The 13,716-nt window shown below is 42.0% G+C and carries 16 protein-coding genes; all 16 read left to right on the forward strand.

Annotated elements, in window-relative coordinates; translation table 11 throughout:
* Positions 1-20 precede the first annotated feature (20 nt).
* The 16 genes from ADJ83_RS13610 (at position 21) to ADJ83_RS13685 (ending at position 13,673) form a co-directional block, all read left to right on the forward strand.
* Positions 21-239: a hypothetical protein gene (locus ADJ83_RS13610; protein ID WP_000658732.1), complete on the forward strand. Its 219-nt coding sequence runs from the start codon at positions 21-23 to the stop codon at positions 237-239.
* Positions 240-624: 385 nt separating this feature from the next.
* The gene (locus ADJ83_RS13615) at positions 625-1,377 is read left to right on the forward strand and encodes a phage antirepressor KilAC domain-containing protein (RefSeq protein WP_048717996.1); all 753 of its coding nucleotides are present in this window, start codon (positions 625-627) and stop codon (positions 1,375-1,377) included.
* Positions 1,377-1,811 (forward strand): DUF4406 domain-containing protein, encoded by a 435-nt coding sequence (locus tag ADJ83_RS13620; protein WP_048717998.1) that lies wholly within the window; start codon positions 1,377-1,379, stop codon positions 1,809-1,811. The genes ADJ83_RS13615 and ADJ83_RS13620 overlap by 1 nt, the downstream gene beginning before the upstream one ends.
* Complete coding sequence (locus ADJ83_RS13625) at positions 1,808-4,174, forward strand: virulence-associated E family protein (RefSeq protein ID WP_048718000.1); 2,367 nt, start codon at positions 1,808-1,810, stop codon at positions 4,172-4,174. Before ADJ83_RS13620 ends, ADJ83_RS13625 begins: the two co-directional genes overlap by 4 nt.
* 219 nt (positions 4,175-4,393) lie before the next feature.
* The gene (locus tag ADJ83_RS13630; RefSeq protein WP_048718002.1) at positions 4,394-4,675 is read left to right on the forward strand and encodes a VRR-NUC domain-containing protein; all 282 of its coding nucleotides are present in this window, start codon (positions 4,394-4,396) and stop codon (positions 4,673-4,675) included.
* A complete protein-coding gene (locus ADJ83_RS13635; protein ID WP_048718005.1) occupies positions 4,656-6,017 on the forward strand; it encodes a DEAD/DEAH box helicase in 1,362 nt (453 codons plus the stop codon). Before ADJ83_RS13630 ends, ADJ83_RS13635 begins: the two co-directional genes overlap by 20 nt.
* A complete protein-coding gene (locus ADJ83_RS13640) occupies positions 6,017-6,235 on the forward strand; it encodes a hypothetical protein (protein ID WP_035150322.1) in 219 nt (72 codons plus the stop codon). The genes ADJ83_RS13635 and ADJ83_RS13640 overlap by 1 nt, the downstream gene beginning before the upstream one ends.
* The gene (locus tag ADJ83_RS13645) at positions 6,232-6,642 is read left to right on the forward strand and encodes a DUF1492 domain-containing protein (protein ID WP_035150326.1); all 411 of its coding nucleotides are present in this window, start codon (positions 6,232-6,234) and stop codon (positions 6,640-6,642) included. The genes ADJ83_RS13640 and ADJ83_RS13645 overlap by 4 nt, the downstream gene beginning before the upstream one ends.
* A gap of 154 nt (positions 6,643-6,796) precedes the next feature.
* Positions 6,797-7,156, forward strand: a complete 360-nt coding sequence (locus ADJ83_RS13650) for an HNH endonuclease (RefSeq protein ID WP_048718009.1) — start codon at positions 6,797-6,799, stop codon at positions 7,154-7,156.
* Between the two features lie 111 nt (positions 7,157-7,267).
* The gene (locus tag ADJ83_RS13655; RefSeq protein ID WP_012102995.1) at positions 7,268-7,819 is read left to right on the forward strand and encodes a P27 family phage terminase small subunit; all 552 of its coding nucleotides are present in this window, start codon (positions 7,268-7,270) and stop codon (positions 7,817-7,819) included.
* A 2-nt stretch (positions 7,820-7,821) separates the two neighbouring features.
* Positions 7,822-9,015 (forward strand): methionine adenosyltransferase, encoded by a 1,194-nt coding sequence (gene metK, locus ADJ83_RS13660; protein WP_028988124.1) that lies wholly within the window; start codon positions 7,822-7,824, stop codon positions 9,013-9,015.
* Positions 8,996-10,237, forward strand: a complete 1,242-nt coding sequence (locus tag ADJ83_RS13665) for a site-specific DNA-methyltransferase (protein ID WP_028988123.1) — start codon at positions 8,996-8,998, stop codon at positions 10,235-10,237. Before metK ends, ADJ83_RS13665 begins: the two co-directional genes overlap by 20 nt.
* Positions 10,230-12,389, forward strand: coding sequence for a DNA cytosine methyltransferase (locus tag ADJ83_RS13670; protein ID WP_028988122.1), 2,160 nt, complete (start codon positions 10,230-10,232; stop codon positions 12,387-12,389). The genes ADJ83_RS13665 and ADJ83_RS13670 overlap by 8 nt, the downstream gene beginning before the upstream one ends.
* A 100-nt stretch (positions 12,390-12,489) precedes the next feature.
* Positions 12,490-13,182 carry a hypothetical protein gene (locus ADJ83_RS13675; RefSeq protein ID WP_028988121.1) on the forward strand — a complete coding sequence of 231 codons (693 nt, stop codon included), beginning with the start codon at positions 12,490-12,492 and terminating at the stop codon, positions 13,180-13,182.
* Complete coding sequence (locus tag ADJ83_RS13680) at positions 13,179-13,406, forward strand: DUF4314 domain-containing protein (protein WP_028988120.1); 228 nt, start codon at positions 13,179-13,181, stop codon at positions 13,404-13,406. Before ADJ83_RS13675 ends, ADJ83_RS13680 begins: the two co-directional genes overlap by 4 nt.
* A gap of 78 nt (positions 13,407-13,484) precedes the next feature.
* Positions 13,485-13,673 carry a DUF5049 domain-containing protein gene (locus ADJ83_RS13685; protein ID WP_028988119.1) on the forward strand — a complete coding sequence of 63 codons (189 nt, stop codon included), beginning with the start codon at positions 13,485-13,487 and terminating at the stop codon, positions 13,671-13,673.
* The last annotated feature ends 43 nt before the right edge of the window (positions 13,674-13,716 follow it).

The raw sequence follows: 13,716 nt of genomic DNA on the forward strand, positions 1-13,716 counted from the left end.
ATATTAAAGAGGTGTTCATCATGAAAGAAATTATCAGTGGTCTCAGTCTACTTTTTATTATTCAGGGAATAGGCGGATTAATCAATCATTTGACTAATGGGGGAAAAAGTTGGTTTTTAGTAAATTATATTGATGCGTTTCAAGGGTTTGAAATCGTTTTGGACATTGTATTTATTGCAGTTGGTGGAATCATAGCTTTAGCCACTCGTAAAATAACATCAAGTAAAAGCAATAAGTGAATGATGTAAAATAAAAAATACAGAGTGAGAATTTCTCGCTCTGTATTTTTTATTTTAATTGATTCTCCTCGAGGCTCTACCAACCTTACTCATCCAGGTCATAGATAAAATATGATACCAAAATGATTGTTTTCCTCTTCTCTTATTAGCTCCAAATCCTATAGGCCTATTACAGTTTACGTTACCATTTTTTGTTCATCAATCTAGTCCGTTTGTAAAAGTAGAAAATTACTGAATCAGCTTTTAAATCTATTTTACATACACAAATTTCGAACAAAAATCCGGATGTATAATTTATTTTTTCAAAATCCTCAACATTCATTACCTCCTGTGGCTATTAGGTAGAGGGGTTTCCTCTCTGACTATATTGCAGGAGGTAATTCGTATGGACGAATTAGTAAGAATCAATTATGAAAATGACCGCCCCACAGTGCTTGGCCGTGATTTGCATGCAGTTTTGGAAGTGAAAACACCCTATGATAAATGGTTTCCAAGAATGTGTGAGTATGGATTTGTGGAGGGTACGGACTTTTCGACATTTCTGTCGGAAAGTACAGGTGGAAGACCAGCTGTTGACCACCAAATAACAATTGACATGGCAAAAGAGCTATGCATGATACAGCGTACTCCAAAAGGGAAAGAGTGTCGCCAATACTTTCTTGAAATAGAAAGAAGATGGAATTCACCAGAGGCAATCATGGCAAGGGCACTACAGATTGCCAATCAACAGCTAACTCAAGTAAGGAAACAAAATAAAGTGCTTGAAGGTACGGTTGCTGTTCAGAATCAGCAAATTGCAGAAATGAAACCAAAAGTCTCCTATTATGATGTGGTTTTAAATTGCAAAGACCTCATTTCTACATCAGCAATTGCCAAAGATTACGGCAAGTCAGCTATTTGGATGAACCGCTATCTTAATAAAAAGGGCATCCAATTTAAACAAGGTGGTATCTGGCTTTTATATCAGAAGTATGCAGAAAAAGGGTATACCAGCACCAAGACACATAGCTACATTGGTAGTAACGGTGAACTGCATACAAAAGTCCATACATATTGGACTCAAAAAGGCAGACTCTTCATTTACGAACTGTTGAAGGCAGATGGTATTTTGCCGCAGATAGAAATGGAGGGTGTGTAATGGGAATTGATAAATTCAATCATGAAGGATACCATGACCCAACTCCCCATGAGGCACTGACCAACATAATAAGAAAGAAAAAGGCAGAGAAAAAATCTGCCTTTAAGCCACTTGTATATATTTGTTCTCCCTATTCCGGTGATGTAGAAGGAAACATTAAAAAGGCTCGCAGTTTTTGCAGGTTTGCATTAGACCAAAACTGTATTCCGATTGCTCCCCACCTTATGTTTCCACAGTTTATGGATGATGAAAATCCAGAGGAACGGGAACTTGCCATATTTATGGACATCGTGCTTATGGGCAAATGCTCCGAGGTTTGGGTGCTAGGCAATACCATCTCAAGCGGTATGGCAAGGGAGATTGAAGTAGCCAAGAAACGCAGACAAACGGTCAGATATTTTAGTCCAGAGCATGAGGAGGTCGAAAGCTTATGAAAATCGCTGTGGGCAACAGCCGGATGGACAAGAAATGGAAAAACAAAGATATCTCGTGGGAGGATTTTTGTGCCCGAGTAAAGACAACACAACGTACTACGGAAACAGTAGAAGAATATCGGAAATTAAAAAGAGGTCAACAAGATGATATCAAAGATGTGGGTGGTTTTGTTGGAGGGCATTTAAAAGGAGGAAGGCGAAAGAAGGGCAATGTTTTATGCCGTTCTTTGCTTACCCTTGATATGGATTACGGTAGACCGGACATCTGGGAACAAATCAGTATGCTTTTTGATTTCAAATGCTGTGTTTATTCCACCCATAAGCACACACCGGAAAATCCAAGACTTAGGCTAATAGTTCCTCTTGCTCGTGAAATCAGCGAAGAAGAATACGCAGCCGTTGGACGTATGGTGGCAAAAGAAATCGGCATAGATCTTTTCGATGATACAACTTATGAAGCCCATCGCCTTATGTATTGGCCATCCACTTCCTCTAATGGTGAATTTGTCTATGAAGAGCAGGATGGAGAATTGCTTGACCCTGATGTTTATCTTTCAAAATATCAAAACTGGCGGGATACATCAACATGGCCAGTATCAAGCAGGCAGTCTGAAGTTATAAATCGCAGTCTTAAAGAGCAAGCAGACCCGCTTTTAAAGGAAGGTGTGGTAGGAACATTCTGTCGTGCCTACTCCGTTCGTGAAGCAATTGAGAAATTCTTAGGTGCAGTTTATGCACCTTCTGCTATGGAAGGGCGATACGATTATATTCCAGCTGATAGTAGTGCCGGTGTGATTATCTACGATGATAAATTCGCATACAGCCATCATGCTACAGACCCAGCAAGTGGATTACTCCTCAATGCTTTTGATCTCGTTCGTATTCATAAATTCGGTTCTTTAGATGATAAAGCTTCTACCACTACAGCTCCTGGTAAGATGCCATCTTTTGTGGCAATGTGCGAGTTTGCTATAAAAGATGAAAGAGTAAAAGCTGAGTTTTCTAAGGAAAGACAGGCACAGGCTGAAGAGGAGTTTAGTGATGAGGATTGGCAGACAGCTTTGGAATTGGATAAGCAAGGCCGAATAAAAGACACTCTAGACAACATCGTTTTGATTATTCGTCATGACAAGGAATTACAGCATATAGCTTTTAATTGCCACCGTGATGGTATTGATGCCAAAGGTGGCCTGCCTTGGGAACAGATCAAGGCGGGTTGGAATGATTCAGATAATGCACTTCTTAAAGTGTATTTAAGCAGCAAATACGGAGTTTATTCACCTACCAAGACCAAGGATGCTGTGTTAGCTGTAGCGTCAGAACGAGCCTACCATCCTGTTAAGGAGTATCTGGACTCCCTGCCAAAATGGGATGGAATTAGGCGAGTAGATAATCTATTAATTGATTATTTCGGTGCAACAGATAATTCCTATGCAAAAGCAGTCATCCGCAAAACGATGGTTGCAGCGGTAGCCCGCATTTATAGACCAGGCACAAAGTTTGATAGTGTCCTTATCTTAAACGGTCCTCAAGGTATCGGTAAGTCAACCTTCTTTGCAAAACTTGCTGGAGATTGGTTTTCAGATAGTTTGACCATTACGGACATGAAAGATAAATCCGGAGCTGAGAAACTTCAGGGATATTGGTTATTGGAACTGGGTGAGCTTGCTGGTATGCGTAAGACGGATGTGGAAATTGTGAAGTCTTTTATTTCGAGGGCAGATGATAAGTACCGGGCAAGTTATGGAGTCAATGTGGAAAGCCATCCCCGTCAGTGTGTGATTGTAGGTTCAACAAATGCAGAAAGCGGGTTTCTTCGAGATATAACTGGCAATCGAAGATTCTGGCCAGTCCGTATTAGCGGTAATGGTAAAAAGAAAGCTTGGCAGATGACTAAAGAGGAAGTACAGCAGATTTGGGCAGAGACACTAGTGCTATATGAGAAAGGCGAAAAACTCTACCTTGAAGGTGATGATGCATCCATGGCAACTAGTGAGCAGGCAGATGCCATGGAAACAGATGAACGAGAAGGATTGGTTCGTACCTATCTGGATACTCTTTTGCCGGATGATTGGGACACTATGTCTTTATACGAACGTAGAAATTTCCTCGGCGGTAGCGAATTTGGCGGCGGAACCCGTGTTGGAACAGTAAAAAGAACCCTTGTCTGCAATATGGAGATTTGGTGTGAATGTTTTGGAAAAGATGCATCCTCAATGAGAACATCTGATTCTTATGCCATCGGTGCCATTATGAGAAAGATCAGTGGGTGGAACAAGTACACCGGGAACAAGAACGGAACAATCAATTTTCCTATCTATGGAAAGCAACGAGCTTATTCCCGAGTCGAGGAACAAAGCTAGTTGTACCTTACCTTGTTCTCATACTGGTTCTTTCCCCAAAGCTAGTAATCAAAAGGAAAATCTACGGTTCGGAACAAGTGGAACAAGAAGTACCCTATTTATTTACAAATAGTAAAAAAGAGGAAAGTGTAGCCTGTGCATACACGCATACGCGCGCGTATAGGAAAAATGGGTTAAAGTTGTTTTCTTGTTCCGAGCCTTTTTATATGGGAGGTTTTTATGCTTGAAAAATATATCGAAAAGAAACTGGTGGCGGAGGTAAAAAAGATGGGAGGCATTGCGGCGAAGTTTGTTAGTCCAGGTTTAGATGGAATGCCAGACCGCCTAGTGCTTTTACCATATGGGAAGATGGCTTTTGTGGAATTAAAGGCTCCCGGAAAGAAACCTCGTCCATTACAGATTAGAAGAATAAAGCAATTACAGAAGTTGGGCTTTACATGCTATGTCATTGATGATGTTAAGCAGATTGGAGGGATACTGGGTGAAATACAATCCTCATAAATATCAAACATATGCTACGAATTTCATACTTGAGCATCCCATAGCAGCGGTGTTTTTAGAGATGGGTCTTGGCAAAAGCGTAATCACTTTAACTGCTATATTTGATTTATGTCTTGATAGTTTTGAAATTGGAAAGGTTCTGGTCATTGCCCCTCTAAGGGTAGCAAGGGATACTTGGCCAGCTGAGATAAACAAATGGGAGCATTTAAAAGGACTGGAGTATTCAGTGGCTATTGGAACAGAACAGGAGCGGTTAGCAGCTCTTAGGAAACCTGCAAGTGTCTATCTTATAAACAGAGAAAATGTGGACTGGTTGGTAAACAAAAGTGGCATCCCTTTTGACTATGACATGGTGGTAATCGATGAGCTATCATCCTTTAAATCCTATGGTGCAAAAAGATTTAAAAGTTTACTAAAAGTAAGGCCGAGGGCAAAACGGATCGTGGGTCTTACGGGTACACCATCCAGTAATGGGTTAATGGATTTGTGGGCAGAGTTTCGTATTCTCGACATGGGTAAAAGACTCGGCAGATACATAACTCACTACCGCAATTCCTTTTTTACACCGGATAAACGTAATCAGCAAATCGTATTTTCATATAAACCATTGCCAGGTGCTGAAGATGCCATTTATCAGCTCATTTCGGATATTACCATTTCCATGAAATCAGTCGATTTTCTGAAAATGCCAGAGTGCGTGATCAATGAAGTACCAGTATATCTAAATGACAAAGAACAATCCGTATATGATCACTTTCGTGAAGAGATGGTTATTGAATTTGCTGATGAAGAAATAGATGCCATGAATGCAGCCGTCCTTTCAGGCAAACTCCTGCAAATGGCAAATGGTGCGATCTATGATGATGATAAAAATCCTCATATTATCCACGACCGCAAGCTAGATGCTCTTGAGGATTTAATTGAAGGTGCAAACGGCAAACCTGTTCTTATTGCATATTGGTATAATCACGATTTAGAGCGTATTAAAGCAAGATTTAATGTTAGAGAAATTAAAACATCTAAGGATATCAAAGACTGGAACAACGGAGATATTTCTGTGGCGGTTATCCATCCCGCATCAGCAGGACACGGTCTCAATTTACAAAGTGGAGGTTCAACACTTATTTGGTTTGGTCTTACCTGGAGTCTGGAACTCTATCAGCAAACAAATGCAAGACTTTGGAGACAGGGACAAAATGAAACGGTGGTTATCCATCACATTGTTACTAAAGGCACGATTGATGAAGATGTGATGAGAGCCTTGAAACGAAAGGAAAAGACACAGTCCGATCTTATTAACGCTGTCAAAGCAAATCTGGGGAAAGCGAGGGGTGTTGTATGATGGATGCATTTGAAAAGCTGGCAAATGCCATTATTCTACAGGCGGTCAAAGATTATCGTTTTGCTCTGAAAAGACTAGCAAAATACCCTCGCAATGATTCTGCTAGATATACGAAACGTGAGATTGAGCGTTTCTTCCATTCCGGGTATTTCACTACCCTGACATCTCTCGATCCTGAGATGCTAATTAAAAAGCTACATGAGGAGGTGGTGCGATGACGGCAAAGGAATTCTTGAAACAAGCTTATCGCTTAAATGAGCTGATTAATTCCGATCTTGAGGAGTTGCAAAATCTAAGGGAACTCTCAAGAAGTGTTTCATCTCCTGTTCTTGAGGAAAAAGTCAGTAAAACAAAAAGTACTGATCCACCTTTTGAAAAATACGTGATTAGAATAGTAGATTTGGAGAAGCAGATACAACAAGAGGTGGAACGTTTAATAAAGCTTAAGTCAGATATTCGTGAAGCGATTAACCAGATGGAAAACGTGGATGAGAAGCTGCTTCTTCGCTACCGTTACATTAACTTTCTTAACTGGGAAGAAATCTGTGTCAACCTTAATGTTTCTATGAGAACTGTGCATAGACTTCACTCATCAGCCTTGCAGCATTTAAAGGTGCCTAAATAAAAGTTGGCACACTTTGGCACAGGTTGGCATACGATGACACTGTTTGTCCGTAGTGAAAGTTATATAATGGTAGTATGGAATAATAGCAAACAGAAGCCTTCACGGGAGCATTTCTCCTGCGAGGGCTTTTTCTATGGGCAAAAGGAGGTGTAGTATGCCAAGGAAACCTAAGCGACCATGCTCTTATCCTGGTTGTCCAGAACTGACTGACAGACGGTTTTGTGAAGAACATGCTAAAAAGGAAGCCGCACGGTATGAAAAGTATGACCGCGATCCAGCAACCCGTAAGCGATATGGTCGTGCATGGAAAAGAATACGTGACCGCTACATTGCGGCTCATCCTCTTTGCGAGGAGTGTAAAAGACAAGGAAAGCTGACCCCAGCAACCGAGGTGCATCACATTCTTCCTCTTGCAAGAGGTGGAACACATGATAGAAGCAATCTTATGTCCCTTTGTACTTCCTGTCACTCTACCATCACTGCAAAAGATGGAGACCGTTGGGGAACCCGGTAGGGGGAGTCAAATCTCTACAGCTTTTTTGATGTGCAACGGGCGTGGGGTAACGCGTGAAAATTCGCGGTTTCAAACGGGGTAATAGGTCCATCGATGAAAAGAGGTGAGTGAATGGCCAAAGACGGAACAAACCGAGGCGGCGCCCGTATAGGCTCCGGTCAAAAGAAAAAACCACTTGCTGACAAAATTGCAGAGGGAAATCCCGGTAAAAGAAAGCTTGAGGTCGTCGAGTTCAAGAATACTGCTGACCTGAAGGGGCAGGAAATGCCAAAGCCAAGGGCCATGCTCTCCGCAGTGCAAAAGGATGGGAAAACCTTAGAAGCGAGTGAAATCTATGAAATTACATGGAAATGGCTTGAGGAGCGAGAATGTGCCCATTTGGTACTTCCACAGCTTCTAGAACGGTATGCCATGAGTGCGGCCAGATGGATACAGTGTGAGGAAGCGGTAACCGAGTTTGGTTTTCTAGCAAAGCATCCAACTACCGGCAATGCAATTCAAAGTCCTTATGTAGCGATGAGCCAGAGCTTTATGAGTCAGACAAACAGGCTATGGATGGAGATATATCAAATCGTTAGGGAGAACTGTGCTACAGAGTACTCTGGTTTAAACCCACAGGACGATGTGATGGAGCGATTGCTATCTGCCCGCAGAGGAAAATAAAGATGAGGAGATACGGTGTAATGAGTAAGAGATATTTAACAGCAGAAAGTGTATGTGCTGGACATCCTGATAAACTATGCGACATTATTGCAGATAGCATTTTGGAAGCATGCCTACGTAAAGATAAGGCATCACGTGTCGCTTGTGAGGTAATGGCAACTAAGGGGAAAATTATCGTGGCGGGCGAGATCTCCTGCAGCGAGAAAGTAAATATTAGAGACATTGTAAAAACTGTACTGAAGGATGTGGGATACAATCCTCTAAAATTTTTGATTTATGTATATGTACATAATCAAAGTGTAGATATTGCGGCTGGTGTGAACACCGCACTGGAAGCACGAAATGGGATAAACGAACAGTACGGTTCTATCGGTGCTGGAGACCAGGGAACTATGTATGGTTATGCTACAAAGGAAACAAGAGAAATGCTTCCCCTACCTCTTGTGCTTTCCCACAGAATCGTAAAGAGACTGGATGATTGTCGCAAAGGAAAACTGATAAAAGGGATTCTTCCTGATGGTAAAGCACAGGTAACAGTGGAGTATGAAGATGACACTCCAGTAAGAATAAAGACGATTGTGATTTCGGTGCAGCATGATAAGAATAAAACACAGGAAGAACTTAAGGCGGATATTCTTAACAATGTCTTATGGCAATGCTTTGAGGATTTCCCTTTTGATGATGAAACAGAACTTCTCGTCAATCCATCTGGTCAGTTTGTTCTTGGTGGACCCGCTGCCGACACGGGTTTGACTGGAAGAAAAATCATGGTCGACACCTATGGAGGGCTTGCATCCCATGGGGGTGGTGCTCTTTGTGGTAAAGACCCAACCAAAGTTGACCGAAGCGGTGCTTACATGGCTCGGTATATTGCCAAGCATATTGTTTGGTGTGGTTATGCAAAGAAGTGTGAAGTGAGTATTTCCTATGCCATTGGTAAGGCAAATCCAGTAGCCTTTACTGTAAATACCCTTGGCACTGGAACTGTTTCTGATGAAATATTAACTATTGCAGCTCAGGAGACTTTCAACTTAAGACCTGCGGCCATCATTGAAAAACTACGTCTTAGAAATGTGGTTTATTCTGACACAGCGGCTTATGGTCACTTTAATAGTTGTCTGTTCCCGTGGGAGGATGTAAATAAATACAGTGAATTTAGAAAGGCGGTGGAAAAGTATGTTGATAGAGAAGATTAAAACGAAACAACTCATCCCCGCTGAATATAACCCAAGGAAGGATTTAAAACCGGGTGATCCGGAATATGAGAAACTTAAACGCTCCCTTGAGGAGTTTGGATATGTAGAACCCGTTATATGGAATAAGACCACAGGCAAAGTTATCGGAGGGCATCAACGCTTGAAAGTCCTGCTGAGTATGGGCATGGATGAAATAGAATGCGTAGTTGTCGAAATGGATGAGCAAAAGGAAAAGGCTCTAAACATTGCACTAAATAAAATAAGTGGCGATTGGAATAAAGATAAATTGGCACTTCTCATTACAGACCTAAATGCTTCTGATTTTGATGTTTCTCTTACAGGATTTGACCCAGGAGAGTTGGAGGATCTTTTCAAAGATTCCCTTAAGGATAATATAAAAGAAGATGATTTCGATGTAGACAGCGAGCTGAAAAAGCCCGCTGTTTCGAATTTAGGGGATGTTTGGATACTCGGACAGCATCGATTAGTCTGCGGAGACAGTACAAAGAAAGACACCTTTGATGTCTTAATGGATGGGAAAGCTGCAAATCTGGTAGTTACGGACCCTCCATATAACGTCAACTATGAAGGCACTGCTGGAAAAATCAAAAATGACAATATGGCGAATGAAGCGTTCTATGATTTCCTGCTTGCGGCATTTCAAAACACCGAGGCAGCGATGGCAAAGGACGCTTCTATTTATGTATTCCATGCTGATACGGAAGGACTCAATTTTAGAAGAGCATTCTCCGATGCAGGATTTTATCTTTCTGGTACTTGTATATGGAAAAAGCAGTCCCTTGTTCTCGGTCGCTCTCCTTATCAGTGGCAACATGAACCTGTACTCTTTGGATGGAAAAGGAAAGGCAAGCATCTCTGGTATTCAGACCGTAAGCAGACCACCATCTGGGAGTTTGAGAAACCGAAGAAAAACGGCGACCACCCAACCATGAAACCAGTGGCACTTGTGGCATACCCCATTATGAATTCGAGCCTTAGTAACTGTATCGTGCTTGATCCCTTCGGCGGTTCAGGAAGTACACTGATTGCCTGTGAGCAGACAAATAGAATCTGCTACACCATTGAACTGGATGAAAAGTACTGTGATGTCATTGTAAAAAGGTATATTGAGCAAGTGGGAAATTCTGATGGTGTATTTCTATTAAGAGATGGTTCGAAATTCAGATATTGTGACCTGCCAGAGGTGAATGAGGATGAGTAAATTAACACTTGGTTCCCTCTTTGATGGTAGTGGTGGCTTTCCTCTGGGTGGTTTGCTTTGTGGCATCGAACCTTTATGGGCATCTGAAATTGAGCCGTTTCCTATAAGGGTTACGACTAAACGTATCCCTCAGATGAAGCATTATGGAGATATAAACAAATTAAATGGTGCGGAGCTTCCGCCTGTAGATATCATAACCTTTGGCTCTCCATGCACGGATATGAGTGTGGCGGGTAAAAGAGCCGGTCTGGACGGAGAGCAATCAGTCCTTTTTTATGAAGCAATCCGAATTATTAAAGAAATGAGGTGTAAGACCAATGGACAATATCCAAGGTACGCAGTCTGGGAAAATGTCCCCGGCGCATTCTCGTCAAATAAAGGAGAGGACTTCAGGGCAGTCCTCGAAACGGTCATCGGTGTCAAAGAACCGAACACCTCGGTGCCTTTTCCTGAAAAAAGACGATGGCCTTACGCAGACATCTATATGGGAGACAGATGGAGTGTGGCTTACCGAACTATCGATGCGCAATATTTCGGAGTCCCCCAACGTCGTCGTAGAATCTACCTTGTCGCAGATTTTGCAGACAGATGTGCCGGAGAAATACTATTTGAGTCCGAAGGCATGCCAAGGAATTTTACGCCGAGCGGCAGCCCGTGGCAAAGAACTGCCGAGAATGCTAAAAACTGCACTGGAAAAACAGGCGATAGCATAACTTGCCTAAATGACCAAGGTGGAAGAGTGATGTCTGTTTCAAAGGATATTACTGCAACACTTCGTGCAGAGGAACATGGACATCAGCCTTGTGTAATGCAGTCAAGCGGTTTTTGCACCGAACACAGTGCCAAGAGCAGAAGTGTAGGATATGAGGAAGAACGCTCCCCTACACTTAGAGCAGGTGTTGTCCCAGGTGCAGTCATGTCCTTTGAACCGGGGGCTGCTTCTCGAGTTGGTGGCCATACTGACGAAAACTTAAGTGGATCACTTCGTGCAAACATGGGAGATAATCAAACAGCTGTTGTAATAGAAAACCATCCAACCGATAGCCGTGTGAAACTCTCGGAGGATAATAAAGTACAGACGCTAACCTCTCGGATGGGAACTGGTGGTGGAAATGTACCCCTTGTTATGAACACTCCTAAAACTTTAAAAATCCGCTCCGGCTGTGAAGGCGGTGGCAAGGGTGCATTGATACAGGATGACAAGTCTGCAACTCTTGGATGCAATAATGATCAGACCGTTTTTGTGCCCACCGCATATGGCATCTGTTCTGATAAAAGCAATTCCATGCAGTCTAGCAATCCGCATAGCGGTATATATGAAGCTGATACTTCTCGGACCATTGATGCCAATGGGGGAAATCCGGGATGTAATCAAGGTGGTATTGCAGTAGTTGCTCTGCAAGGCTCGATGATTGGAAGAGAGGATAAAAACGGTCCCCAAGGAAGCGGTATAGATGAAGATGTTTCTTTTACGCTTAATACCGCTGATCGTCATGCTGTTGCCTATGCCATGACTACCGGAGCCTATGCACAGGTTGAAGAAGATAAAGCACCTACTCTATTGTCGAGAGATTATAAGGATGCTCCTGTTGTGACTCAGCCTTCTTACGGTATTGATCGGGCGGCTTTTAATCAAGGACAGAACGCTCTTTATAAACCGACTATAGATGAAGAACAGCAACCTACGCTTACAGCAAAAGGTCCTGGAGCAGTGGCACAACCAGCATCATTTTATCCTCAGATGAAAGCTGAAAGTCAATGCTACAGACAGGACGGTACATCAAATACGATTATCAATGGCACCAATCCAGGCTATCAAAATGGATTGGTTGAACCGGACTATATTGTTCGAAGGCTTACACCAACGGAATGTGCAAGATTGCAAGGCTTCCCCGATGATTGGTGTGATGACCTTGGTACGGAAAATCCTACAGAAGATGAAATTTCATTCTGGACGGAGGTTTGGGAAACCCACCGCAAAATTATAGGTAAAAGTAAAAAACCAAAAACAAGAAATCAGATTATAAAATGGCTTAACAATCCTCATTCTGATTCAGCTGAATATAAAATGTGGGGTAATGGTGTAGCACTTCCATGCGTTTGTTTTGTGCTGACTGGCATTGTGTTATCTACACAAAATACCGCCGATTAATGGAACCGTATTTTCTACAGAAAGATGCTCTAAATGACTTGATAATAACAGCTTTTAGAGTGATATATGTACGTACCGAAAGTAGAAAGGCGGTATGAAAATGCAGATTAACTATAATGTTACAGGACCAAAAAGAAAAGCACTGGTTAACGCAATCAGCCAAGAACTAAATGCCCCTGTAAAATATCTCGGAGCACCTACATTTGCATATGAGGTGGCAGACTACAATGTTAACAAAAACGGAGTTCTAAGTGGACCAGACAATAAGGAACTGGTCGATGATCTATTGAGATTTCACGATCTCAAAGCAATTTCAGAAGAATTTGACACACCACTTCCGAAAGCAGAAGTAAATGAAAGGGAAGAATCTATCAATCTGATAATTCAAATGCCACGGGCGGATTTTACCGACACGGCAATCGAGAACCTAAAAGGATTAGTAGAAAGTAAAGCTACTCTTATAAAGAAAGCACTTGATACGGACTCCATTCCCATCATTGAAGATGAGGAATATGTTACCTTCCCTTGGTTTCAAGGTAAGTGCGCCTCAGAGGAGGTTAAGGCATACACCCATTTTGTCAAGGCACTTTGCGAAATGGCGAAAAAACAGACCCGTGTCAATTCCACCGAGAAATCAATAGAGAATGAAAAGTACGCTTTCCGTTGCTTCCTACTAAGGCTCGGCTTTATCGGACCAGAATATAAGATGGGACGAAAGATTCTCCTCTCGAAGCTTTCAGGTAGCTCCGCTTTCAAAAGCGGAACGTTCAAGCAGGAGGTGAGTGAACAATGAATATCATTCACCCTGAAATGTTAAAGCAACTAAGAAGCTATTACACTCCAGGAACTCGTGTCATGCTACTTAAAATGAACGACCCTTATACCAAACTTCAAACTGGATCTAAAGGTACGGTTACTAGTGTTGACGACATAGGAACGATTCATGTCAGTTGGGATTCCGGTGGCTCTCTTGGAGTGGCCTTTGGTGAGGATTTATGCAAGAAAATCGAAGAGTAAAACATACACAATTTAAGCCAAATGTGGCAGTAAATATGTAGATTTATATTGTAGTATTGTTTTCGAAGGAGTCAACTAATGAATGAAATAATCAAGGAACAAATCCTTTCCATCCGAGAAAGTGGAGTCACAAATATGTTTGATGTGAACCGAGTCCAGTATGAAGCAAATGAACGAGGGTTTTATGAATTGGTAGTTTATATAATAGACCATAAAACGGAATATGCTCATTTCATACTGACGGGGGAAGTGGATGAAAATAAGTAAATAAAATTAAACTAGGATAAGAAGTAGGGCTTCATCTATAGGA

Source organism: Bacillus sp. 522_BSPC, from assembly GCF_001076885.1.
In the GTDB taxonomy this organism is placed as follows: Bacteria; Bacillota; Bacilli; order Bacillales; family Cytobacillaceae; genus Niallia; species Niallia hominis.